The organism is Streptomyces sp. NPDC014727 (assembly GCF_043083485.1).
Classification (GTDB): Bacteria; Actinomycetota; Actinomycetes; order Streptomycetales; family Streptomycetaceae; genus Streptomyces.
Genome location: NZ_JBIBYR010000004.1, coordinates 285004 through 307550 on the forward strand (window position 1 = coordinate 285004; position 22547 = coordinate 307550).

18 protein-coding genes and 2 tRNA genes are annotated in these 22547 nt (G+C 70.1%); 5 read left to right on the plus strand and 15 right to left on the minus strand.

What is annotated here, in order from left to right; all coding sequences use genetic code 11:
• Positions 1-235 precede the first annotated feature (235 nt).
• A tRNA-Ser gene (locus tag ACF1B9_RS09675) sits at positions 236-323 on the plus strand.
• 148 nt (positions 324-471) lie between these two features.
• Here ACF1B9_RS09675 and ACF1B9_RS09680 read toward each other — a convergent pair.
• The 9 genes from ACF1B9_RS09680 to ACF1B9_RS09720 all read right to left on the minus strand — a co-directional run bounded on the left by ACF1B9_RS09680 (position 472) and on the right by ACF1B9_RS09720 (position 10527).
• Positions 472-1287 carry an HAD family hydrolase gene (locus ACF1B9_RS09680; protein ID WP_391741229.1) on the minus strand — a complete coding sequence of 272 codons (816 nt, stop codon included), beginning with the start codon at positions 1285-1287 and terminating at the stop codon, positions 472-474.
• Positions 1284-2561 (minus strand): serine--tRNA ligase, encoded by a 1278-nt coding sequence (gene serS, locus ACF1B9_RS09685; protein WP_391741228.1) that lies wholly within the window; start codon positions 2559-2561, stop codon positions 1284-1286. Before serS ends, ACF1B9_RS09680 begins: the two co-directional genes overlap by 4 nt.
• A 636-nt stretch (positions 2562-3197) precedes the next feature.
• Positions 3198-4133 (minus strand): prephenate dehydratase, encoded by a 936-nt coding sequence (gene pheA, locus ACF1B9_RS09690; protein ID WP_391741226.1) that lies wholly within the window; start codon positions 4131-4133, stop codon positions 3198-3200.
• Between the two features lie 27 nt (positions 4134-4160).
• A complete protein-coding gene (gene efeB, locus ACF1B9_RS09695; protein WP_391741510.1) occupies positions 4161-5405 on the minus strand; it encodes an iron uptake transporter deferrochelatase/peroxidase subunit in 1245 nt (414 codons plus the stop codon).
• A 167-nt stretch (positions 5406-5572) separates the two neighbouring features.
• Positions 5573-7651 carry a copper resistance CopC/CopD family protein gene (locus tag ACF1B9_RS09700; protein ID WP_391741225.1) on the minus strand — a complete coding sequence of 693 codons (2079 nt, stop codon included), beginning with the start codon at positions 7649-7651 and terminating at the stop codon, positions 5573-5575.
• Positions 7652-7665: 14 nt separating this feature from the next.
• Positions 7666-8115, minus strand: a complete 450-nt coding sequence (locus tag ACF1B9_RS09705) for a copper chaperone PCu(A)C (RefSeq protein WP_391741224.1) — start codon at positions 8113-8115, stop codon at positions 7666-7668.
• On the minus strand, positions 8112-8765 hold the full coding sequence (locus ACF1B9_RS09710) for an SCO family protein (protein WP_391741223.1): 654 nt from the start codon (positions 8763-8765) through the stop codon (positions 8112-8114). The genes ACF1B9_RS09705 and ACF1B9_RS09710 overlap by 4 nt, the downstream gene beginning before the upstream one ends.
• Positions 8766-8810: 45 nt before the next feature.
• Complete coding sequence (locus ACF1B9_RS09715; RefSeq protein WP_391741222.1) at positions 8811-9557, minus strand: YcnI family protein; 747 nt, start codon at positions 9555-9557, stop codon at positions 8811-8813.
• A gap of 166 nt (positions 9558-9723) precedes the next feature.
• A complete protein-coding gene (locus ACF1B9_RS09720) occupies positions 9724-10527 on the minus strand; it encodes a hypothetical protein (RefSeq protein ID WP_391741221.1) in 804 nt (267 codons plus the stop codon).
• Between the two features lie 298 nt (positions 10528-10825).
• Here ACF1B9_RS09720 and ACF1B9_RS09725 point away from each other — a divergent pair, with 298 nt between their 5' ends.
• Positions 10826-11353, plus strand: coding sequence for an ATP-binding protein (locus ACF1B9_RS09725; RefSeq protein WP_391741219.1), 528 nt, complete (start codon positions 10826-10828; stop codon positions 11351-11353).
• 48 nt (positions 11354-11401) lie between these two features.
• On the opposite strand, the gene ACF1B9_RS09730 is transcribed toward ACF1B9_RS09725, so the two are convergent.
• Positions 11402-12865, minus strand: a complete 1464-nt coding sequence (locus ACF1B9_RS09730) for an aminopeptidase P family protein (protein ID WP_391741218.1) — start codon at positions 12863-12865, stop codon at positions 11402-11404.
• A gap of 135 nt (positions 12866-13000) precedes the next feature.
• Positions 13001-14371 carry a PP2C family protein-serine/threonine phosphatase gene (locus ACF1B9_RS09735; protein WP_391741216.1) on the minus strand — a complete coding sequence of 457 codons (1371 nt, stop codon included), beginning with the start codon at positions 14369-14371 and terminating at the stop codon, positions 13001-13003.
• A gap of 623 nt (positions 14372-14994) precedes the next feature.
• On the opposite strand from ACF1B9_RS09735, the gene ACF1B9_RS09740 reads away from it, so the two are divergent.
• A complete protein-coding gene (locus tag ACF1B9_RS09740) occupies positions 14995-15717 on the plus strand; it encodes a bifunctional DNA primase/polymerase (RefSeq protein ID WP_391741214.1) in 723 nt (240 codons plus the stop codon).
• 868 nt (positions 15718-16585) lie between these two features.
• Here the strand turns inward: ACF1B9_RS09740 and ACF1B9_RS09745 are convergent.
• From ACF1B9_RS09745 to ACF1B9_RS09755, 3 genes are all read right to left on the minus strand, one after another.
• Positions 16586-17551: a DUF5926 family protein gene (locus tag ACF1B9_RS09745; RefSeq protein ID WP_391741213.1), complete on the minus strand. Its 966-nt coding sequence runs from the start codon at positions 17549-17551 to the stop codon at positions 16586-16588.
• Positions 17552-17846: 295 nt separating this feature from the next.
• Complete coding sequence (locus tag ACF1B9_RS09750; RefSeq protein ID WP_391741212.1) at positions 17847-18506, minus strand: ATP-binding protein; 660 nt, start codon at positions 18504-18506, stop codon at positions 17847-17849.
• A gap of 53 nt (positions 18507-18559) precedes the next feature.
• Positions 18560-19393: a glycerophosphodiester phosphodiesterase gene (locus ACF1B9_RS09755; protein WP_391741211.1), complete on the minus strand. Its 834-nt coding sequence runs from the start codon at positions 19391-19393 to the stop codon at positions 18560-18562.
• A 349-nt stretch (positions 19394-19742) separates the two neighbouring features.
• On the opposite strand from ACF1B9_RS09755, the gene ACF1B9_RS09760 reads away from it, so the two are divergent.
• Entirely contained in the window at positions 19743-21233 is a 1491-nt protein-coding gene (locus tag ACF1B9_RS09760) for a S1C family serine protease (protein ID WP_391741210.1), read from the plus strand.
• 50 nt (positions 21234-21283) lie between these two features.
• Positions 21284-21370, plus strand: a tRNA-Ser gene (locus ACF1B9_RS09765).
• 282 nt (positions 21371-21652) lie between these two features.
• On the opposite strand, the gene ACF1B9_RS09770 is transcribed toward ACF1B9_RS09765, so the two are convergent.
• A complete protein-coding gene (locus ACF1B9_RS09770) occupies positions 21653-22537 on the minus strand; it encodes a bifunctional DNA primase/polymerase (protein ID WP_391741209.1) in 885 nt (294 codons plus the stop codon).
• Positions 22538-22547: the final 10 nt, after the last annotated feature.

The following is a 22547-nucleotide window of genomic DNA, read 5'->3' on the forward strand; positions in this document are numbered from 1 at the left end:
GGGTGGCACCGAAAGGCCGTCCCGGGCACAGTGGTTGACGCAGTGCGCACCGACGACAACAACCGCAGGCCGCGAACCGGGAGAGGAGCGCGACGATGACCGAGAGTCCGAGTCCGTCGAGTTCCCAGCAGGGCGGGCCCGAGCCGGCACCGGAGTAGTCACCGACGACTCCGCCGTGCCGATCGGCGCAGGACGCCCGGGGCGGCTTTCTCGCGCATCGCGCGGCCGCCCTCCCGGAGAATTGGCCGAGTGGTAAGGCAGCGGCTTGCTAAGCCGTCGTCGGGGCCGTAGACCCCGCGCGCGTTCGATCCGCGCATCCTCCGCAGCGAAAGTGCCGGTACGAGTACCGGCCGGCCGCTCCTTCCGCAGCCGGCCCGTACTCGTAGCTGCACCGCAGCCGGCCCGTACTCGTACCCGCACGGATGTTCCGTGGAGACGCGCCTGCGAGGGCGCCCTGCAGAGACGTGTCCGTCAAGCCGCGGGGGTACGGCTGAGCAACCGCTCCAGCACCACAGCGATGCCGTCGTCCTCGTTGGACGCGGTGATCTCCTGGGCCACGGCCTTCAGATCCGCGTGCGCATTGTCCATCGCCACACCCCGCTGCGCCCAGGCGAACATCGGGATGTCGTTCGGCATGTCACCGAAGGCCAGCGTGTCCGCGGCCTTCACCCCCAGCCGGCGCGCGGCCAGCGAGAGTCCGGTCGCCTTGCTCAGCCCCAGCGGCAGGATCTCCACCACGCCGGGACCGGCCATGACCACGTCCACCAGATTGCCGACCGCCGCTCGCGCGGCCTTGGCCAGTGCGTCGTCGTCGAGATCGGGATGCTGGATGTAGACCTTGTTCAGGGGGGCGGACCACAATTCGGCCGAGTCCTCGACGAAGAGGGCTGGAAGCGGCCCTTCCTGCACGCGGTAGCCGGGGCCGACCAGCACTTCGCCGTCGAGCCCGTCGCGGCTCGCCGCCAGCGCCAGGGGACCGACCTCGGCTTCGATCTTGGACAGCGCGAGACCGGCGAGCTGCCTGTCCAGCGTCAGCGAGGTCAGCAGTTTGCGCTCGCCCGCGTGGTAGACCTGTGCGCCCTGACCGCAGACCGCGAGGCCCTCGTAGCCCAGGTCGTCCAGGATGTGCCGGGTCCACGGGACCGCACGGCCGGTGACGATGATGTGTGCGGCGCCGGCCTCGGTGACCGCGGCCAGCGCCGCACGGGTGCGCTCGGAGACCGTGTCGTCGTTACGCAGCAGCGTGCCGTCGAGATCGGTCGCGACGAGCTTGTACGGAAAGGTCACTTGGCGACCGGCTCCAGCACCTCGCGCCCGCCCAGGTACGGACGGAGCACCTCGGGCACTCGTACCGAACCGTCGGCCAGCTGGTGGTTCTCCAGGATCGCCACGATCGTGCGCGGTACGGCGCAGAGCGTGCCGTTCAGCGTGGCCAGCGGCTGGACCTTCTTACCGTCACGCATCCGGACGGACAGGCGGCGCGCCTGGAAGCCGTCGCAGTTCGACGCGGACGTCAGCTCGCGGTACTTGCCCTGAGTCGGGATCCACGCCTCGCAGTCGAACTTCCGGGAGGCCGAGGCACCCAGGTCACCGGTGGCGACATCGATCACCTGGAACGGCAGCTCAAGAGCGGTGAGCCACTGCTTCTCCCAGTCCAGCAGCCTGCGGTGCTCCGTCTCGGCGTCCGCCGGGTCGACGTACGAGAACATCTCGACCTTGTCGAACTGATGGACGCGGAAGATGCCCCGGGTGTCCTTGCCGTACGTACCGGCCTCGCGGCGGAAGCACGGCGAGAAGCCCGCGTACCGCAGCGGCAGCTTGTCGGCGTCGATGATCTCGTCCATGTGGTACGCGGCGAGCGGGACCTCGGAGGTGCCGACCAGGTAATAGTCGTCCTTATCCAGGTGGTACACGTTCTCCGCGGCCTGGCCGAGGAAGCCGGTGCCCTCCATGGCGCGCGGGCGGACCAGCGCCGGCGTCAGCATCGGGACGAAGCCCGCCTCGGTGGCCTGCGTGATCGCCGCGTTGACGAGGGCGAGCTCCAGCAGTGCGCCGACCCCCGTCAGGTAGTAGAAGCGCGAACCGGAAACCTTGGCGCCGCGCTCCATGTCGATGGCACCGAGCTTCTCGCCGAGCTCCAGGTGGTCCCTGGGCTCGAAGCCCTCCGCGCCGAAGTCACGGATCGTGCCGTGCGTCTCGAGGACGACGAAGTCCTCCTCGCCGCCGACCGGCACGTCCTCGTGGACGATGTTGCCGAGCTGGAGCATCAGCCTCTTGGCCTCGGCGTCGGCCTCGTCCTGCGCCGTGTCGGCAGCCTTGACGTCGGCCTTCAGCTGCTCTGCCTTCTTGAGGAGCTCGGCGCGCTCCTCGGGCGAAGCCTTGGGGATGAGCTTGCCGAGCGATTTCTGCTCGGAGCGGAGTTCGTCGAAGCGGACGCCGGACGTCCTGCGCCGCTCGTCGGCGGAGAGAAGGGCGTCGACGAGCGCGACGTCCTCTCCACGGGCGCGCTGGGAGGCGCGAACACGGTCGGGGTCCTCACGGAGCAGGCGAAGGTCAATCACCTCTCCAGGCTACCGGTGAGCGCTTCTCCAGCTCGAACCGATATCGCCAAGCGTGTCATTTTGCCCGAATTGCCTGAATTGATAATGCTGAAGAGCATTACGGGCCTGGGTCGATCTCGACCGTCAATAAAAAGAGTTTACTCCCCTAAATGGGGCAGAAGGTGTCGACTCTCTTGACGTATCAGCCTTGCCTGGAAGGGGAGTTGGTCGTCACTTGTCCACAGGTGTTGCTGCTTCGCAAAGTTATCCACAGGCTGTGAAGAAGATCTGTGGATGCCGGAAGTGATCATTCCGAAAAGCATGCGAGAGCTCCTGGATTCTCGTCTCAAACCCGCTTCAGACGCTCGTTCGGGTGGGAATTCGCCCTACTGAAGAGTTGATCAATGGAATTGAGGCGCCGCGCCGCGACTTGGGTGACCTGCCACCCTGTGGATGCATCTGGGATGCCTGGGGTGATATGTCGACGATGTCCCATCAGAGTGTCGACTTGTCCCCAGGTCGCGAACCGCGCCTGTGGATAACTCTGTGGATGACGAAAATCGGCCGATAGCAGCAGCGGTGCGGGCACGACGGGACCCTGCCGAGCGGCCCGGCCGCAAGCCGGGGAAACCCGGGGCCATCGGCTCCGTACCGCCGTCAGCCCCGGCCGTCCAGGTTGCGGGCCAGCCAGTCGGAGGCCTCCGTGAACTCCGCGTCGGACGTCCCCGCCCGCAGCGGCCGTACGTCCTGCGGTGCCACTCCGGCCCGCGGATACGAACCGAGGAAACGCACCTTCGGGCAGATCCGCTTCAGCCCCATCAACGCCTCGCCGACCCGGCGGTCCGAGATGTGCCCCTCGGCGTCCACCGCGAAGCAGTAGTTCCCGATGCCCGCCCCCGTCGGTCGCGACTGGATCAGCATCAGGTTCACTCCGCGGACCGCGAACTCCTGGAGCAGTTCGAGCAGCGCTCCGGGGTGGTCCTCGCCCAGCCAGATGACCACCGAGGTCTTGTCCGCACCCGTCGGCGCGGCCGGCCGGGCCGGGCGGCCGACCAGGACGAAGCGCGTCTGCGCGTTCACCGCGTCATGGATCTCGGTCACCAGCGGTTCGAGACCGTAGGTCGCCGCCGCGAACTCACCCGCGAAGGCGGCGTCGTACCGTCCCTCCTGCACCAGCCGGGCACCGTCGGCGTTGGAGGCCGCTGACTCCCATACGGCGTCCGGGAGGTGGGTGGCCATCCAGTTGCGCACCTGCGGCTGCGCGGCCGGATGCGCGGTGACCGACTTGATGTCGGACAGCTTGGTGCCCGGCCGCACCAGCAGCGCGAAGGTGATGGAGAGCAGCACCTCGCGATAGATCATCAGCGGTTCGCCGGCGGTCAGCTCGTCGAGCGTCGCGGTGATGCCGCCCTCGACGGAGTTCTCGATCGGTACGAGCGCCGCCGCGGCGCTCCCGTTGCGCACCGCGTCCAGAGCCACCGGTACGGAGACCATCGGCACGAGTTCGCGGGTGGCGGCTTCCGGGAGCGTACGGAGGGCGACCTCGGTGAAGGTGCCTTCAGGGCCGAGATATGCGTAGCGCGTGGCGGACATACCGTCACCCTAATCTGCCCCGGACGCTCAGGACTCCAATAGCCGCTGACCCACGTACTCGCCGTCCGCCGCACCGCCCGGCACCGCGAACAGGCCACTGGCCTCGTGCCGGATGAACGGGGACAGGGCATCTCCCCGGTCCAGTTTTCGCTGCACCGGTACGAATCCACGCAGTGGATCGGCCTGCCAGCAGATGAACAGCAGCCCGGCGTCCAAAGACCCGTCCGCCGCGATGCCGTCGTGGTACGAGAAGGGGCGCCGCAGCATGGCCGCACCGCTGTTCTTCTCCGGGGAGGAGATCCGGGCGTGGGCATTGTCCGGGATCAGGAGCTTGCCGTCGGGGCCCGCCCGGTCGAGGTCCATCGCGGTGGTCTCGGTCCCACCGCTCAGCGGAGCGCCGTCCTTCTTGTGGCGCCCTATGACCTGCTCCTGTCGCTGCACCGGGAGCTTCTCCCAGTCGTCGAGCAACATCCTGATCCGGCGGACGACCGCATACGAGCCGCCGGCCAGCCAGTCGTACTTCGTGTCCGTCCCGGCCGGGACGAAGACACGCCGGCCGAAGTCGCTGTCGGCGGGCTTCGGGTTGTTCGTGCCGTCCACCTGCCCCATCAGATTGCGAGCGGTCATCGGCTGCGCGGTGGCGCCGGGGGAGCGATTGAAGCCGTTCATCTGCCAGCGGACCCGGGCGGCCGGGGCCGCCTCCTTCTGTACGGCACGCAGTGCGTGAAAGGCGACGAGTGCGTCGTCGGCGCCGATCTGTACCCAGAGATCGCCGTTGGAGCGCTTGGCGTCGATGCGGTCGGCGGAGAATGGCGGCAGCGGGTCGAGCCCTGGTGGCCGGTGGTCGACCAGGCCGGTGCGTTCGAAGAAGGTGCTGCCGAAGCCGAAGGTGATGGTCAGCGAAGAAGGCCCGGCATCCAGCGAGATTCCGGTGTCATGGGCCGTGCCGTCCGGCGAACCGCTGTCGGCCGGTTCGCCGGCCATCAGGCGCCGGGCCACGTCCGACCACCGGCGCATCAGGGCGGCCACCTCCTTCCGTCCAGCGCCGGGCGCCAGGTCGAAGGCGACCAGGTGACCGCGTGCCTGAAGCGGAGTGGTGATCCCCGGTTGATGTTTCCCGTGAAACGTCACCTGGGTCGCGCCGACCGTGGTCAGAGCGGTGCGCTCATCGGGCCGGGTCGTGGCATAGCCGGTCGCACCGCCCGCCGCACCCAGCACGAGCCCGGTCGCACCGGCCGCGCCCGCGGTGCCGAGCAACCGCCGTCGGGAGATGGAACCGCTGCCGGGAGTCCCGTCGCCCTTGCTGGAGGCGTTGCCCTTGCTGCCACCGGCTCCGCCCTTGCTGTTCCCGTCTCCGACGGAGGTCCTGCCGTTCCCCGCAGTGGTCCTTTCACTGCGGGGGGAGCTCTTCTTGCTGCTGTTTCCGCTCACGATCCTGCTCAGCCGATCTTCACGTTCTTGTCGATGGTGGTCTGATCGATGTCCGACGTACGCACGGTCACGGCGACCTTCCATTGGCCCGCCATCGGGATCTGGACGCCGCTCGCGGTCCAGTGGCCCTCGGTGAGCCGGACGGGGAGTACGGGAAGCGGGCCGATGTCCTTGGACTCCAGGGTGAAGGCGAGCTTCAGCTCGGGGACGTCCATGGCCTTGCCGTCGGGGCTGTCGATCCAGATGTGGAGCTCGTTGGTGCCGGTACGGGCGGGGTCGATGTCCATCCGTACCGTTCCCTTGCCGTTCTGGCCGCCCGTGTCGAAGGGCAGCGTCAGATTGACCGGGCCTTCGGCCGCGGGAGCGGTGGCCGTCGTGGAGCCACGGGCCGCTTCTTCCTCGGTACGTCCCGGCTCGGTCGAGGTCAGCACGGTCGTCACGGCCAACAGCGCCACGGCGACCGTGACTTCCGCCAGCACCGAGCGGCGCAGCCCGGACCGCTCGGGGTCGGCATCGCGGATCCGCTTCTTCTCGGCGGTGGCCACGGCGGCCCGCTGCCGCGCGAGCTGCGCCGCGCGCTCGGGGTCCTCGGCCAGGGACGCCGGTGCGCCTTCGGCCTGGGGTTTTCCGGCCCCGGCCCCGTCTTCCGTCCCGGCCCCGGGCCTCTCGATCGCGGCTCCGGCCTCGACCTCGGTCCTGGCCGCATCGGTCTCCGCGCCGACCCCGGCCCCCTCCGCGCTCTTCTCCGCGGCGGCTCCGTTCGAGACCAGTCGTTCGGCTCTGTTCGAGACCAGTCGTTCGGCTCCGTTGGAGACCAGGCGTGCGGTCCAGCGGCGCGAGAACCAGGCGATCCCGACCAGGACGGCGACGAGTCCCACCTTCACGAGCAGGAGTCGCCCGTATCCGGTGCCGGTGAGCGCGGACCAGGTGCCGACCTGGCGCCAGGACTGATAGATCCCGGTGGCGGTGAGCACGAGCACGCTGCCGAACGCGATACGGGAGAAGCGCCGTACGGCCGTGGCTCCGATGTCCGGGGTCCGGTAGAGGGCGACCAGCAGGGCCGCCAGCCCGCCCAGCCAGGTCGCGACGGCCAGCAGGTGGAGTATGTCGACCGGCATGGCGATGCCCGGCTGGATCCCTGTCGAAGCGTGCTCGGCGAGTGCCCAGGTCCCGGCGATCCCGGCGGCGATCACCGTGCCGCCGGTGGCCAGTCCGAAGGTGAGGTCCTTCTTCTCGCGCTCGTCCTCACGCTTGGCGTACGCACCGAACAGCACGGCGATGAAGAGCGCGGAAGCGCCGAGCAGCAGCAGCCTGGATACGAGCGCCGCCCCGGGCTTGGTGTCGAGGACGGCCTTCAGGCCGTCGAGGTCGAAGGCGTCCGCGAGCTTCCCGGAGCCGGTGTACGGATTGCGCAGGAGCAGCATGGCCAGGGTGGCCGCGGTGAGGGTCATCCAGCCGCGTACGACCAGGCGTTGCAAGGGGCGTGCACCGGCCCCGCGCTGCCAGCAGGCCAGCACGAAGGCGGCGCCGCCTGCCAGCAGGATGAAACCCGCGTAGGCGGCATAGCGTGCGATGTCGTAGAGGGTCCCGACGAGGCCGCCTCCGGCCTGTTCCGCCGGAAGGGCGACCGTGGTCTTGGAGGGGGCTCCGACGGAGAAGGTGAAGGCGCCCGAGACGGGGTGGCTGTCCGCGGAGACGGCCTGCCAGGCGACGGTGTACGTACCGTCGGGCAGCCCGGAGTGCAGCGAGACGCCGTACTTCACGGTGGAGCCGCTGCTCAGATCACGCGGGGCGACGGCGGTGTCGGCGCGTTTGCCGCGGGGGTCGAGGACCCTGACGGAGTCGCTGCCCATGGCGACCTGTTCGGAGAAGGTGAGCGTGACCTCCTTGGGAGCGGTGTCGACCACCGCCCCGTCCTGCGGATCGCTCCCGGTGAGTGCGGCATGTGCCGACGCGGGGCCCGCGCCGCCCAGCAGCAGGCCGAGCACCATGCCGACCAGGGCGGCGAGGAGCGCGGCCGCGGCGAGCGGCCGTCGTGGCGCCGGAGTGTACGGGGACGGTCCGAAGTGCGGGGCGGTGGCTGTCATGGCGAGTCAGTCCCTCAGTGCTGCTTCGGGTTGTGGGTGGTCTCCTTCACGGGAAGGTCGACCTTTATCGGGTCGGCCTTCTCGAAGTGCAGTTCCACGGACACCTTCTCGCCCTGCTTGGGCTGCTGCTTGAGCTTCATGAACATGATGTGGTTCCCCCCGCGTTCCAGATCCAGTTCACCGCCCGCGGGCACCTCGAAGGACGACACCATGCGCATCGTCTGGTTCTTCGTCTCGTGGATCGTGACGTTGTCGGAGAGGGGGCTGGTGACCGAGGTGAGCCGGTCGGACGTGCCGCCGCTGTTCCGTACGACGAGGAAGCCGGCCGCCATGTCACTGACGGGCTGCGGCATGAACGCGCCGGTCACCTTCAGCACGGGCTCGCTGCCCGAGGAGGAGCACCCCGCCAGCGTCAGCCCGGCGGTCAGGGCGACCACGCCGGCGAGTGCGGTGCGGCGGCTCACGGAGTCTCCCCCTTGATGATTTTGGGGAGGTCCTTGGTGTAGTCGTCGGGCGAGGTGTCCTCGCTGTACACGAGGTATCCCTTGTCGGTCTTCGGGGAGAACGCGATGACCTGGGATCCGTGCATCGAGACGACCGTGCCGTCCTTCTCCTTCTTCGGCGCGTCGATGCCGATGCCGATCTGGCGCGCGCCCGCCTGGATGGTGGGGAAGTCGCCGGTGAGGCCGATGAAAGAGGGGTCCTGGGACTTGAGCCAGGCGCCCAGCGAGGACGGGGTGTCCCGCTCGGGATCGGTGGTCACGAAGACGACCTGGAGCTTGTCCTGGTCGGCCTTGGGGAGGGACTTCCTGGCAATGGCGATGTTGCTCATGATGAGCGGGCAGACATCGGGGCAGTTGGTGTAGCCGAAGTAGATCAGCGTCGGCTTGCCCTTGGTCTGCTCACGGAGGTCGTACTTCTTGCCGTGGGTGTCGGTCAGGACGAGATCGGGCTTGGTGAACGGCTGGTCGAGCACCGTCGCGGCCTTGGTCTTGGCCTCGACGGACACATCGGCGATCGGCTTCTTCGCACCGTCGTCGCTGCTGCCGCAGGCGGACAGCGAGAGCGCGGCCGCGGCGACGAGCGCCGCGGCCAGCACAGTCTTCTTACGCATGGAGCACTGATTCCTGGTGGGTCGGTGGGCGGGTGGGGCTGTGGTTCAGGCAGTGCGACGGCGGCCGGCGAGGATGCCGAAGGCCACTCCCGCGATGCCGACGACGATGCCGACGATGCCGAGAACCCGGGCCGTGGTGTCACTGTCGGACGTGTCCGAAGCGGCCGTCGTCTGCTTGTCCGCTGCCTGTGCCGTGGCGTCGGCACCGGCCTTGTCGGTGGTACCCGCTCCGTGCTCGTCGGCGGACGCCGCGGTCAGCTTGAGGACCGGTGCCGGGTTCTCGGGCTCGGCGGCGCCGTCCTTCGGCTCCTCGATCCAGCGGACGACCTCCTTGTTGTCGTACGTCTGGATGGCCTTGAACACCAGCTGATCGGCGTCCTCGGGGAGCTGGCCGACGGAGAGCGGGAACTGCTGGAAGTTGCCCGGACGGATACCGAGGTCGTTCTTGTCACCCTTGGCGGTCCAGGTGACCTTGGAGACCGCCTCCTTGATCTTCTCGCCATGCATTTCGAGCGGCTTGGCCAGCTTGCTCTTGGTGACCTCGACGTCCCAGCCGGGCACGGCCTGCGGCATGACGGATGCCAGCGGGTGGTCGGTCGGGAAGTTGACCTCGACCTTGGTCGTCGAGGCGTCGGCGCGCTCGTTGGGGACCTTGAAGTTGACGGTGGCGTAACCGCCCTTTGCGGCCTCGCCCTGGGGCTGGACGCTGACGTGCGCGGAGGCGGTACCGGCGACGATCAGCACGGTGGACGCGGCGATGCCGCCGGCGAGGGCGATGCGGGAAACGTTCATGACAGGGATCACTCCACGGAAACACGAAGGAAAGGTGGTCCGGCGCGCGGGTGCGCGGCGGCATCGCGACACCTCTGCCTCACATGTGGCGTGCGTACGCCGACTCGCAGGGCACCGGTCGGTTCCGGGCGTCGAGTCGGGCGTGCGTCGTGTGGTGGGTGTCGCGTCAGGCTGCGAGCGCGTACGCCGGGGGCGGCCCGCGCCTGATCACAATGTGCTGCAACGAGTCCCCGGTGGCGGGGGCCGGGGTGTCGGCCCCGGTACGCGGGACGCGCGGCCCGGTCGTCGGACCCCCGGGCAGGCCGGCGCGCAAGGCGTTCACCAGTGAGAGTGCGGCGCGCAGCGCGCGCAGCCGGGCTCCGGCCGCGAGCTGCTGGACGCCGTGCGCGGAGAGCCGGGCGAGCCGGAACAGCGCGATCTCGCCGCGCCGCAGCAGCCAGCCGGTGGCCACGGCGGCCAGCAGGTGGCCGAGCAGCATGGGCAGGCCGGGCAGCAGACCGGCGAGGCCGACGGGATCCGCGCCGGTCGCGGACGCCATGTGCTGATGGCCGGCGGCCGTCACCGACGCCGGGTCGATGCCCGCCGTGGTGACGATGCGGCGAGCTTCGGCGGCGTTCAACCGGGCGGGCCCCATGCCGCACACAAGGCTCGCCGCGAACCGGATCAGCGGGTCGTCGCCCGTCGCCGTTCCGGTCGGCGTGGCATGCGCACCCACGCCGAAGAGGGTGTGCAGGGCGATCTGTCCACCGGCCAGCGCGACTGCGATGGACGGCAGCGAGCGCTCGCGTCCGGCGAGCGGTGCCGCCACCGCGAAGACCCCCAGGAATCCGGCGAGCAGGGTCCACCAGGGGACGGCCGCGCAGGACGCCAGGGAGTGGCCTGCCGCGGACAGCGCGACACAGACCGCGGTGAACACCGCGGCCCTCAGGAGCCGCAGACCGGCTCCGGCGCGTGCGACAGGCATAGACATGGCGGGGCCATCATCGCACCGCACCCCCGGCTTGGGTACGGCAGGTCCGTAAGGTCGGCTTCCGTCCGATTGGACGCGGGCCGTCACCGGTGCGACCGGGGCCGGGGAACCGCGTGTGGAGAACCGGCGGGGAGATCACCGGGCCACGGGCGGATCCGTAGGCCCGGTCCGGCATACACGGCATGTACGGCGTGCGGGTATCCGCCGAATGAGCGGTCTCACATCCGGTCCGTGCTTACGACTGGTCCAGCGCGGCAATAGGTATCGGTATGTCGAGCCGCAGCCAGGAGGCTGGAGCATGAGCATGTGGTGGTCCCTCCATTTGCGGCGCGAGGCTGCGAGCGTTCCGCTCGCCCGGCGTTTCCTGCTGGGCGCCATGGAGACCGCGGGCGTGGACCCGGACATCTCCTTCGACCTGTCGGTCGCGCTCAGCGAGGCCTGCGCGAACGCCGTTGAACACGGCGGCGACCACAGGAGCCGGGACGAACAGAGCGTCGGCCGTGATCCGTGGGACGTATGGGAAGAGTCGCCCGGGACGGCCTCCGGGGAGTACCGGGTCACCGCCTATCTGGACGGCGAGAAGTGCCGTATCGAAGTCGCCGATTCGGGGCCCGGTTTCCCCGCCCGGCGCACGCTGCGCGCGTCGGCGCCCCAGCACGAGCCCCAGCAGTACCCGCCGCTCGGCGCGGAGGACGGCAGGGGGCTCTGCATCATCGAGCAGCTCGCCGATCACGTCCATTTCGGCAACCGTCCCGGCCGCGGCGCCGTGGTGAGCTTCGACAAGATCCTGAAATGGCGGAAGGGCGCCCTGCTCATGGCTTCCTGAGCGGGGCGCCCTCCGGCGTGCGGGAGGCCCGTCACCGGACCTTCCGGATCAGCCCTTGAGCCGAGCCATCCACGCCTCGACCTCGTCGGCCCGGCGCGGCAGCTTGTCGGAGAGGTTCCGGTTGCCGTCCTCGGTGACGAGGATGTCGTCCTCGATCCGGACGCCGATGCCCCGGTACTCCTCGGGGACGGTCAGGTCGTCGGTCTGGAAGTACAGACCCGGCTCGACCGTGAGGCAGACGCCGGGTTCCAGCGTCCCGTTGACGTACGTCTCGGTGCGCGCAGCGGCGCAGTCGTGGACGTCCATGCCGAGCATGTGGCCGGTGCCGTGCAGCGTCCAGCGGCGCTGGAGCCCCAACTCCAGGACCTTGTCCACGGACAGGTCGCCGAGCAGGCCCCACTCGACGAGCTTCTCGGCGAGCACGCGCTGCGCCGCGTCGTGGAAGTCGCGGTAGTCGGCGCCGGGCTTGACGGCCGCGATGCCCGCTTCCTGGGCCTCGTACACCGCGTCGTAGATCTTCCGCTGCAGCGGCGTGAACGTGCCGTTGATCGGAAGGGTGCGTGTCACGTCGGCGGTGTAGAGGTCATCGGTCTCCACACCGGCGTCGAGGAGCAGCAGCTCACCGGAGCGCACCGGCCCGTCGTTGCGCACCCAGTGCAGGGTGGTGGCGTGCGGACCGGCCGCGCAGATCGAGCCGTAGCCGATGTCGTTGCCCTCGATGCGGGCGCGGAGGAAGAAGGTGCCCTCGATGTAGCGCTCGCTGGTCGCCTCGGCCTTGTCGAGGACCTTCACGACGTCCTCGAAGCCGCGTGCGGTGGCATCGCAGGCCTTCTCCAGCTCGGCGATCTCGAAGGCGTCCTTGACCAGCCGGGCCTCGGAGAGGTGGACGCGCAGCTCCTCGTCGCGCTCCGCGGTGACCTTGTCGGTCAGTGCGGCCTCGATGCCCGCGTCGTGGCCGCGGACGTTGCGCACCGGGCCGGTGGCCTCGGCCAGCGCGGCCGGGAGCTCGCGCACGTCCTTCGCCGGGATGCCCAGCAACTGCTCGGCCTCGGCGAGGGAGTGGCGGCGGCCGACCCAGAGCTCGCCCTGGCCGTCGAGCCAGAACTCACCGTTCTCGCGGTTGGAGCGGGGCAGCAGATGGATGGTCGCCTCGTGCCCGTCCTGCGTCGGCTCCAGGACGAGGACGCCGTCCTGGGTCTGGTCGCCGGTGAGGTACGCGTACTCGGTGGAGGCGCGGAAGGCGTACTCGGTGTCATTGGAGCGGGTCTTCAGGTTGCCCGCGGGGATGACCAGGCGCTCACCGGGGAAGCGCGCGGAGAGCGCGGCGCGGCGGGCGGCGGTGTGTGCGGCCTGGGCGATCGGTGCGAGGCCCTGCAGCTCGGTATCGGCCCAACCGGACTTCATGTTCGCGGCGAGTTCATCGGAGACGCCCGGGTACAGGCCGTTCTTCCGCTGCTTGACCGTTTCTTCTGCTTCGGTCTCCGGGTTCTCCGGGGTGAGCTCCTCAGCCACGATTTGTCTCTCCTTGATACGACACTGGACCTCATCCATCGTACGGGCGTACGGAAGGGGGCACAGGGCCGGAAGACCTGTTACACGACCGGGCCGGGGTGACCTGTACGACCGGGCCGGGGCGGGCGGCGCGGCTCAGTCGAAGCGTGCGGCCAGGATGACGACGTCCTCCGTGTCGCCGCCCTGGTCGAGCCCGTCCGGCAGCACGGTCCGCAGTACGTGATCGGCGACGGCCCCGGCGTCGTCGCGCAGCGCCTTCGGTACGCACGCCGCCGCCGAGTGGAGCCGTGCGAACGCCCGGTCCGTCGAGTCGCCGGTGCGGCGCAGCAGGCCGTCGGTGTAGAGGAGCACGGTCTCGCCGGGCGCCGGGGAGATCTCCACGCTGGGCGCCTCCCAGCAGGCGAGCATGCCCAGCGGCGCGGAGACCGAGGTCTCGACGAACTGGGTGCGCCGGTCGCCGATCACGAGCGGCGGGGTGTGGCCGGCTCCGGCCAGCAGGATCTTGTGGCGGGCGGGTTCGCAGTAGGCAAAGAGGGCGGTCGCGGAACGGGCGGGTTCGGTCAGCCGCAGCAGCAGTTCCAGATCCGAGAGCACGGCGACCGGATCCTCGCCCTCCATCACCGCGTACGCCCGCAGACCGGCACGGAGCCGGCCCATGGCGGCCAGCGCGCTCGGTCCGGAGCCGTTCACCGAGCCCACGGCAAGACCGAGCGCGCCTTCCGGCAGGGCCAGCGCGTCGTACCAGTCGCCGCCGCCCTGGGGCGCCGTGCGGTGGCGTGCGGCCAACTGGACGCCGGCGATCCTGGGAAGCCGGCTGGGCAGCAGTTCCTCGGTGACCGTGGCGACATCCGCCCTGGCCCGCTCCAGTTCCAGCAGTCTGGCCAGGTGCTCGCCGGCGAATCCGGCGTAGAGGCCGACGAGATGGCGTCGGCGTTCCAGCGGTTCGGCGGGTTCGTCGTACAGCCAGACGGCGGCACCGAGCCTGCCGGTCGCCTCGGCGCTGATCGGCAGGGTGTAGCTGGCGGCGTATCCGAGCCGGGCGGCGACCTCGCGGCGGCGGGGGTCCAGAGTGGTGTCGCCGAGTAGATCGGGGGTGGTCTGCGCTCCTTCGGCGTCCGGGAGACCTTCCAGGATCCGGCCGTAGGAGGTGGCCCGGCGCGGAATCGTTTCGATGTGCCCGAGCTCGGCGTGGGCGAGTCCGAGGCCGATGGTGCTGACGGGGCCGCGGCGGTCCGACGGTTCGAAGACGACCAGACCGCGGCGGGCACCGACCAGAGCCGCTCCGGCGCTCAGCAGTTCGTGCAGCGCGTCGTCGAGCGCGCTGGTCCTGGCGAGCCGCTCGGTGAGTTCGTGCAGGGTGGTGAGGTCGGAGACCCAGCCGGCCAGCCGGTCCTGGATGAACGCTCCGGGCGCGGCCGGTACTTCGGACAGAGATCCGGCAGTGTGAGCTGAAACAGGAACCATGGGATCGATTCCGGCCACTTTCGGCAGGTGCGGGGCGCTCATGACAGTCGGCTTCCCCACCGGTGCGATTCGTCGAATAGCATCGCAAACCCCCATGTCATTCTGCGCCGCTATCAGTGCATCCACATGTACACGTAGCATCCACATGTACACGCACAAGTAAGGCGATGTCCAGCATTGTCCCTGCGGGAATTGTGGTGTCCAAGTAACTGCAAAGTTGGCTAAAAAATGCACCTGGCGGCGGTGATTTGCGGTCGACTGGGTGTGCTCGACAGGGGGTGTTCTCGGGGTGAAGTCCCAGAGGGAGCGTCATTTCGGGCATGCTGGGTACGTAATCCGATGATGACCAGGGGCAGTTCTGATCGCCCCGGAACCCGGCAGTGGGCCCAGGCGTCCTCTCATGTGACGGCTACGCCCCCACCCCCGAGTGGCGGGGCTTGCACCTTGAGACGGCCGGCGCGATACGTGCGCGGCTCCTCGCCCTGCTTGTGTCCGGACCCGCCTCGCCCTTGCTCGACCCGGCTCAGCTCATGCTCGGTACCGATGACCCACCCGTACCGCGACCCTGAAGAGCATGTACGCACAGTGAAGAGATATGCACGCGGTGTGACGTACGCGTGGTGTGATGTGGTCCCTCGGCGTTCAACGGAAAGGAACGAGCGCTCATGCGCGAGATCCTCGGAAGGCGACGCAGGCTCCGGCTCCGACGCAGGACAAGGCCCGTCCAGCTCGACGCGGTCCTGACCTGTGCCACCGCATGGCAGTGGCCCGTGCTCCCCGGAGTGGGACTGGAGGCGGCCGGTGGTCGCGGTGACCGTGGCCGTGGCTGTGCCTGCCCCGATCCCGAGTGCGTCGTTCCCGGCGCACACCCCTTCGATCCCGGTCTCCTCGCGGCGACCACCGACGAGCGCATGGTGCGCTGGTGGTGGACCAATCGGCCCACCGCGCCGATCGTGCTGGCCACGGGCGGGTGCGCCCCGTGTGCGCTGAGCCTGCCGGCCGTGGCGGGCGCCCGGGCGCTGGCCGAGCTGGACCGGATGGGAACGCGGCTCGGCCCCGTGGTGGCGACGCCGACCCGGTGGTCGCTGCTGGTGGCCCCGTACACCCTCGAACGGCTCGGTGAGCTGCTGCACGCCCAGGACCGGGTGCCCAGTTCGCTGCGGTTTCACGGCGAGGGCGGCTATCTCGTCCTTCCGCCGTCCGAGGTGGGGGCGGGGCAGGTGCGCTGGGAACGGGCTCCCGCACCGGTCCCCGGTCGGGGCTCGAACAGAGGAGGCCCCTTCCCCGGACCGGCTGCGCCGTGGCTGCCGGATGTGGGAGCGGTGCTCGACGCGCTGGTAGAGGCGAGCAACGGCGCGCCGGACGGCGGCAGTCGGCTGGCCTACTGACAGGTGGTCGGCTCACCCGTCCGGGCGTGAGCCGACCAGGGTTCCCGGAGCGGAGACGCGCGGCACCGGAGCGTTCGTATTCCATCGATATATCCGGCGGGGCATTCGGCGGAGCGTCAGGGATTCGGGCGAGGTCGTCAGGTTCCGAAGGTGCCGACGGATGTCGCCGCGCGATTCTTCGCGTGATCGGTGTCGCGGGCGTGCACGGCGTGACGGCGTGTCGGCGCGCACCGGCTCCGGTTTCCGTTCGCGTTCTTCTCCCGCCCGCTCTCGCGGTACCTCTTCCGGTCCCGGCTCCTGCCGGTCGATGCAAAGTCTGCCGCTGCAAAGTCCTTCCGTAAAGGTACTTCTGATGGGCCTTCCAAAGTCTCGCGAAGAGTTTTTCGAAGATTTATTCGAATGACTTCGCAGGGCAATATTCGTGCGGCAGTTCCGCCGGCCGGGGGCTGTCCGGGATCTGTCCGAGACGGGTCGTTCCCGCGGAGCCCGCGGAGCGTCGGGCGGAAGGGGCGTCGTCGCCGATGAGGGCACGTCGTCGATCCGGGCCCTGTCGTGCCGTGTTGGCAGTGGCGCGGAGGTTCTGAGGGGCCGGGGGCAGCCGGAGTGTGAGGGGACCGGCGGCGGGAAGTGTGTGCCGACGAGGGGTCCGTACGCCGGCTTGTGCGCCGCGTTGCGCGCTGTGCGCCACGCCCGGAAATGAGGATGCCCGATCGCTGGCGACGGGGGATGCACCAGCGACCGGGCTTCTAGAACGGTAACAAGAGATCTGCCGTTCGCAAATTCGATCTCGCGTATTCGGACAGCGATTTACCCGTTGGTACGGCGAGTTGTGACGCGAGTCACCAAATGGCCCCGGGGATCGTCACTGTCAGCTGAGCGTCACTTGGCGGTTGGTGAGCCCGCCGCGGGCCCGCCGCTCCTCCGCGGTGAGCGGCGCGTCCGAGGCGAGCGCCGCGGCCAGCCGCTCCGCGAGCTCGGCCGCGGGCTTCTCGCACTCCGCCGCCCCCATCGCCCTCGGCAGGTCCCAGACCGGGACCATGAGCCCGTGCGCCCGGAAGGAACCGACGAGCCGTGTTCCCTCGCCCAGCGAGGAGGTGCCGGCGGCGTGCAGCCGGGCGAGCGCGTCCAGGAGCTGCTCCTCGGGGTGCGGCATGACCCACCGCAGGTGGTTCTTCTCCGGGGTCTCGCACCAGTACGCGGCGTCCACACCGGAGAGCCGCGTCGTCGGGAGCGCCGCCTCGTTCGCGCGCTCCAGGGAGGCGGACACCTCGGGCGTGGCGTTCTCCGCGTCCGGGACCCAGAACTCGAACCCGGAGTGGACGACGGGCTCGAACGCGGCGTCGGGGTCGAGCACATCCTGCAGCCGCGGACCGTCGGCCGGTACGCGCCGGGCGGCCACGGGCGAGCCGGGCTCGGAGGCCAGCGCCCGCTGAAGGATGTCCGCGAGGTCACGGCTGAGGTCGCCGGACGAGGTGTCGTTCTGCAGGGCGAGCAGCACCGAGCCGTCGTCCCGGCGCAGAGCCGGCCAGGCCATCGGCAGGACGGTCGCGAGGGTCACGGAGGGGACGCCGTCGGGCAGCCCGCCCTTGAGCGTCAGCCCGACCGTGGCGGCGGGCACCAGTTCGCGCAGAGCGACCCAGTCGCACTCGCCGGCCAGTCCCTCGAAGGGGCGGTGGACGAGCTCGGTCACCGCCTGGGCGGCGGCGCGGCCGTGACACGCCTTGTAGCGGCGGCCCGAACCGCACGGGCAGGGCTCACGAGCCCCGACCACCGGGATCTCGCCATCCTTGAGCTGCTGCTTCCCTGCCTTGGTCTGAGGGCGCTTCTTGGCCATGGTGGGCTTTCTCCCGATTGCGACAGTGCGGTCTGGCCCGCGAGCCTAGCGGCCCCCGTCGCGCCCGGGACACACACGCCCGCGCGCCTGGCGGAACGGGGGTGCGGAACCCCGGTGCGTACGTCGCGCCCATGGCGCGTACGCCTCGACCACCGCCACAGGTGCATCCGTCCGGCGGCGCGCATCCGTGCGTCGGCATGTGTGCCGGTACGGGTGCCCGTGCCGCCCGGATCTCGTACCGCCCGGGTGCTCGTACCTGCCCGTGACGGCGGAGATCCGTTCCCGCGCGGGGGCGTCAGCCCACGTCGTCGAAGGCGTCCGCGAAACCCAGACCGTCGAGCCCCGGGCTGCTCGGCATGCCCGACGCGCTCGGCACGCCCGACACGCCCGGCCCACCTGGCGAGCCCGACATCTCGGAGGCCCGGCCGTGTCCCTCGTTGACGAGGACCCAGACGGTGACCTCGCCGGACGAACTGTCGCGCACGCCCCACTCCTCGGCGAGCGCGCTGATGATGTTGAGTCCGCGGCCGCCGCGTGCCGTCACCGAGGGTGTGGCCGGAATGGGGCGGGTCGGACCGCCACCGTCCGTCACTTCCACGGTCAGTCCGCCGGTTCTGTCCACGCGCCACGCGGCGCGGATGTCGCCGTCACCCACATTCGTGTGTCGTCCCAGCGGCCTGCCGTGCCGACAGGCGTTGCTGAGCAGTTCGGAAAGGATCAATACAGCATCGTCGACGACCGAATCCGGCACCCCGTAGCTGCGCAACTGCTCGCGCATCCGGTGCCGCGCCTGACCCACGCCCGCAGGGCCATGGGGTACGGCCATGCTCGACGACGTGGGCACTTCCTGTGCCACCACCAACGCCACCCCCGAGACCTCCTTTGCCCCACGCCACGGAGTGGATGCCCTCCCGGACTGGACCGGAAACCGGCCAATCGCCCGCCAGTGACGCACTCGTAACGATCGAATACGGTTCGAATGCGCCGGTGTACTCCGTGTCACTGATGTTAAGAGCGTCCCAGTTGTGACAGAACCTGCTTCGGGCGGTTCGTGATGATTGCCTCGACACCGAGGTCGATGCAGAGCGCGACGTCCTCCGGTTCGTCGACCGTCCAGACGTGCGCGCGGTGTCCCGCACGGTGCAGGCGCTCGATGTAGCCGGGATGGCTGCGTACGATCCGCATCCCCGGACCGGCGATGCGCGCCCCGGCCGGCAGCCGCCCGTCACGCAGGCGCGGCGAGACGAACTGCATCAGGTAGACGGTGGGCAGGGTGGGGGACGCGGCCTGGACACGGTGCAGGGAGCGCGCCGAGAAGCTCATGATCCGTACCGGTGAGGGGCCGTCGGCCGGCGGGGCGTCGAGCTCGAAACGTTTCAGCAGATGGAGCAGCCGTTCCTCGACCTGGCCCGCCCAGCGGGTGGGGTGCTTGGTCTCGATCGCCAACTGGAGCGGGCGCCCGGCGGCCCGCGTCTCGGTGACCAGTTCGAGCAGCCGTTCCAGGGTGAGTACGGAGGTGAGCTCCCCGGGCACCGGATCCCAGTCCGGGGACTCCGACTCCTCGCGGTCCTTCCAGGAGCCGAAGTCGAGGGCGGCGAGTTCGGAGAGCTCCAGCGCGGAGACGGCGCCCCGCCCGTTGGAGGTGCGATTCACCCGGCGGTCGTGCACGCAGACGAGGTGGCCGTCGGCGGTGAGCCGTACGTCGCACTCCAGGGCGTCGGCGCCGTCCTCGATCGCCTTCCGGTATGCGGCCAGGGTGTGCTCGGGGGCGTCGTCGGAGGCGCCTCGGTGGGCGACGACCTGGATGGGATGGTGCAGGGATTGCTGCCGTGCATGGGTCACTGCGTCATGGTGACACCGAGAGGCGACAGCCGCGTAGGGCTTGCGCCGCTGGGAACCGCGCCCTCGCTCCGTACAGTGCGCCGAGGCCGCGTGCACCCCGCACCACGGCTTGCGCGGCAGCTCGCACCACGGCTCGCACCACGGCGCGCGCCGCGCCTTGCGCCGGCGCTGTGTGCGCCTTGCGCAAGGCGACGGCGCCGGGAGACCGTTTTGCCGGATGTAAAGCTTGGCGTGCGGATGCACAGGTCCTGCTTACAGTGGCCTGACGTGTCTTGCGAAAAGCTGTCCCATGACACGTACACAGCGGATCTCTTGCCGAAGATGATGTGGAACCGAGGAGTAAAGAGCTGTGAGCACAGAGAACGAGGGCAACGAGGGCACTGCGGCCGAGGCCGTTCCGTCCGTTCCGTCCGCACCTCCAGTGCCGGCCGATGCTCCTCGGGGGCCATCTGGGAGCACACCCGCACCCCCGCCCTCCCCGGCGTACTCGCCGGGGCCGGACACGGATGCCGCACAGCCGTTCCCTCCGACGGGGGAACCGGCCCCCACCACTTCCATGCCTTCCGCTCCGGGCACACCTCCCCCCGGGGTCCGGTCCGCCGCCGAGGCCAACTGGCCCCCGCCTCCTCCCACCGTCCCCACGTACGCGCACCACGGCGCGGACGGCGGCGGCCCGGTCTGGGGCGCACCGGACCAGCTCCACTCCCCGGTGGGCCCGCGCAAGCGCGGCATGGGTCAACTGGTGGCCGCGGTGGCGGCGGCGGCGCTGATCGCGGGCGGTATCGGCGGTTCCCTCGGGTACTGGGCGGCCGACCGGAACGGCACCACCTCCGGCGGCTCGACCACGGTCGCGGCGTCGGCCAACCCGCATGACCTCAAGCGCGATCCCGGCACGGTCGCGGGCGTGGCTGCCAAGGCGCTGCCCAGCGTGGTCACCATCGACGCGCAGGCCGGTGACGGCGAGGGCGGTACGGGCACCGGCTTCGTGTACGACAAGGAAGGCCACATCCTCACCAACAACCACGTGGTGGCTTCCGCGGCGGACAACGGCCAGCTCACGGCGACGTTCTCCAACGGCAAGAAGTACGACGCCGAGGTGGTCGGCCGGGCGCAGGGCTATGACGTCGCCGTTCTGAAGCTGAAGAACCCGCCCCCGGGGCTCACCCCGCTGGCCCTCGGCAACTCGGAACAGGTCGCGGTCGGCGATTCGACCATCGCGATCGGTGCCCCGTTCGGTCTTTCCAACACGGTGACCACGGGCATCATCAGCGCCAAGAACCGACCGGTCGCCTCCGGCGACGGTTCCGGCGGCAGCAACTCGTACATGAGCGCCCTGCAGACCGACGCCTCGATCAACCCGGGCAACTCCGGTGGCCCGCTGCTCGATTCGCGCGGCGCGGTCATCGGGATCAACTCGGCCATCCAGTCGACCGGCAGCGGCGTCGGCCAGACCCAGGCGGGCTCCATCGGCCTCGGCTTCGCCATCCCGATCAACCAGGCGACGAACGTCGCCCAGCAGTTGATCAAGACCGGTCAGCCGGTCTATCCAGTGATCGGCGCGACGGTCACGATGGACGAGAAGACCGGCGGCGCGGTCATCTCCGACCAGGGCGCGGGCGGTGCGGCAGCCGTGGCGAAGGACGGCCCCGCGGCCAGGGCCGGCCTCCGGGCGGGCGACGTCATCACGAAGTTCAACGACACCGTGATCGACAGCGGTCCGACCCTGATCGGCGAGATCTGGACCCACCAGCCCGGTGATCAGGTGACGCTGACCTACAAGCGCAACGGCCGGACAGCGACCGCCGAAGTCACCCTGGGGGAGCGCAAGGGCGACAGCTGACCGGCTAGGCTGTCCTCTCGTCGACCTCGGTCCGTGGGCCGAGGGAGCGGGGTGGGTTGCCCGAGCGGCCTAAGGGAACGGTCTTGAAAACCGTCGTGGCAGCGATGTCACCGTGGGTTCAAATCCCACACCCACCGCAAGGTCGGAGAATGTGCTGATCACAAGGGGTGTCCCATAATGGGACACCCCTTCGTCATGCGGCCTGCCTCACCCTGAGCCGCCCATGTGCCGCCATGGATCACCGGGTGTGGACCAGGCGTGGGCCACGGTCCGTTAGCGCGGTCTCCTCCGAGCCGGAGTTTGCGTGCGTGCGTTCGGCTTCAGGGCGGCCCGCTGACGCGCGCCGCGGCCCGTGACCGCCGGGGCTCCGTGTCTCGGTCACGGCTCCGGCAGCCCGTCCACTCAGGCAGCCCGTCCACTCAGTACGCGGTCCCGTCGGCCGGTCGGCCGGTCGTGAGGCGGGCCGCCGAGGCGATGGTGGCCCGGGCTTCGTGTTCGGTGAGGCCGGTGCGGACGGCGGCGCGGGCGAGGGCGTCCGCACCGGCCTCACCGAAGCCGTGTTCGTAGGCGCGGCAGGCTGCCCAGAAGAGCCGCGTGTTGCGCTGGCCCTCGCGTGCCGCGAGGACGAACCGGACCAGCCCCCGGCCCCGGTCGGGGAGGGGCGTGGGGCGGTGAGGGCGTGCGGGGGGCCTGAGCAGGCGCAGGAGTGCGCGGGGGCAGGGGGCCGGCGGGAGGCCGGCGGTGCCCGGCGCGAGCCGGTAGGTGCCGCGGGCGGTGACCGAGCCGGGGCCCACCAGGTAGCCCCCGGCGCCGCGGACGTCGATGCCGGGGGCGAGACGGCTCGCGGAGTTCGGTACCGGGACGCCGGGCGGGCCGGTCAGCCAGATGTGGCGGCCGCCGCTGGGCGTGAGGACCGTGACGGTCGGCGGAATGGTGAACAGATGGTGCAGGGCTATCTGCCGGAGGGACGCGGCGGAGTCGTGGCGGCCGGTGGTGTCGATGTCCAGATCGATGCCGATGAGGTGGTGCGGGGGCCGGCCGCAGGCGATCCCGTAGCCGGTGGCCCACGGGGCGGCGGCGAAGAGGGCGCGTACGGCGGCAGGGTCGGTGGTGGCGTCGTGGACCCCGTGTCCGGGGCGGCCGCAGGTGCCCCGGCAGGCGACCGGCCCGTCCTCGTTCCGGTGCGGGGAGGGCAGGGCGGGGAGCTTGCCGGCGGTGAGCGGGATGACGGGGAGACCGCGCTCGGCGGCAAAGAGCGCGTGGGCGAGGGCCAGGGTGGCGGTCTGCCGGTCGGTGATGGCCATGAATTCATTT

Coding starts and splice junctions, on each gene's coding strand:
- pheA (WP_391741226.1), bottom strand. CDS start 4,133: ATGTCCGCCACGCGCTACGCATATCTCGGCCCTGAAGGCACCTTCACC.
- ACF1B9_RS09700 (WP_391741225.1), bottom strand. CDS start 7,651: ATGACAGCCACCGCCCCGCACTTCGGACCGTCCCCGTACACTCCGGCG.
- ACF1B9_RS09710 (WP_391741223.1), bottom strand. CDS start 8,765: ATGCGTAAGAAGACTGTGCTGGCCGCGGCGCTCGTCGCCGCGGCCGCG.
- ACF1B9_RS09715 (WP_391741222.1), bottom strand. CDS start 9,557: ATGAACGTTTCCCGCATCGCCCTCGCCGGCGGCATCGCCGCGTCCACC.
- ACF1B9_RS09720 (WP_391741221.1), bottom strand. CDS start 10,527: ATGTCTATGCCTGTCGCACGCGCCGGAGCCGGTCTGCGGCTCCTGAGG.
- ACF1B9_RS09725 (WP_391741219.1), top strand. CDS start 10,826: ATGAGCATGTGGTGGTCCCTCCATTTGCGGCGCGAGGCTGCGAGCGTT.
- ACF1B9_RS09735 (WP_391741216.1), bottom strand. CDS start 14,371: ATGAGCGCCCCGCACCTGCCGAAAGTGGCCGGAATCGATCCCATGGTT.
- ACF1B9_RS09740 (WP_391741214.1), top strand. CDS start 14,995: ATGCGCGAGATCCTCGGAAGGCGACGCAGGCTCCGGCTCCGACGCAGG.
- ACF1B9_RS09745 (WP_391741213.1), bottom strand. CDS start 17,551: ATGGCCAAGAAGCGCCCTCAGACCAAGGCAGGGAAGCAGCAGCTCAAG.
- ACF1B9_RS09770 (WP_391741209.1), bottom strand. CDS start 22,537: ATGGCCATCACCGACCGGCAGACCGCCACCCTGGCCCTCGCCCACGCG.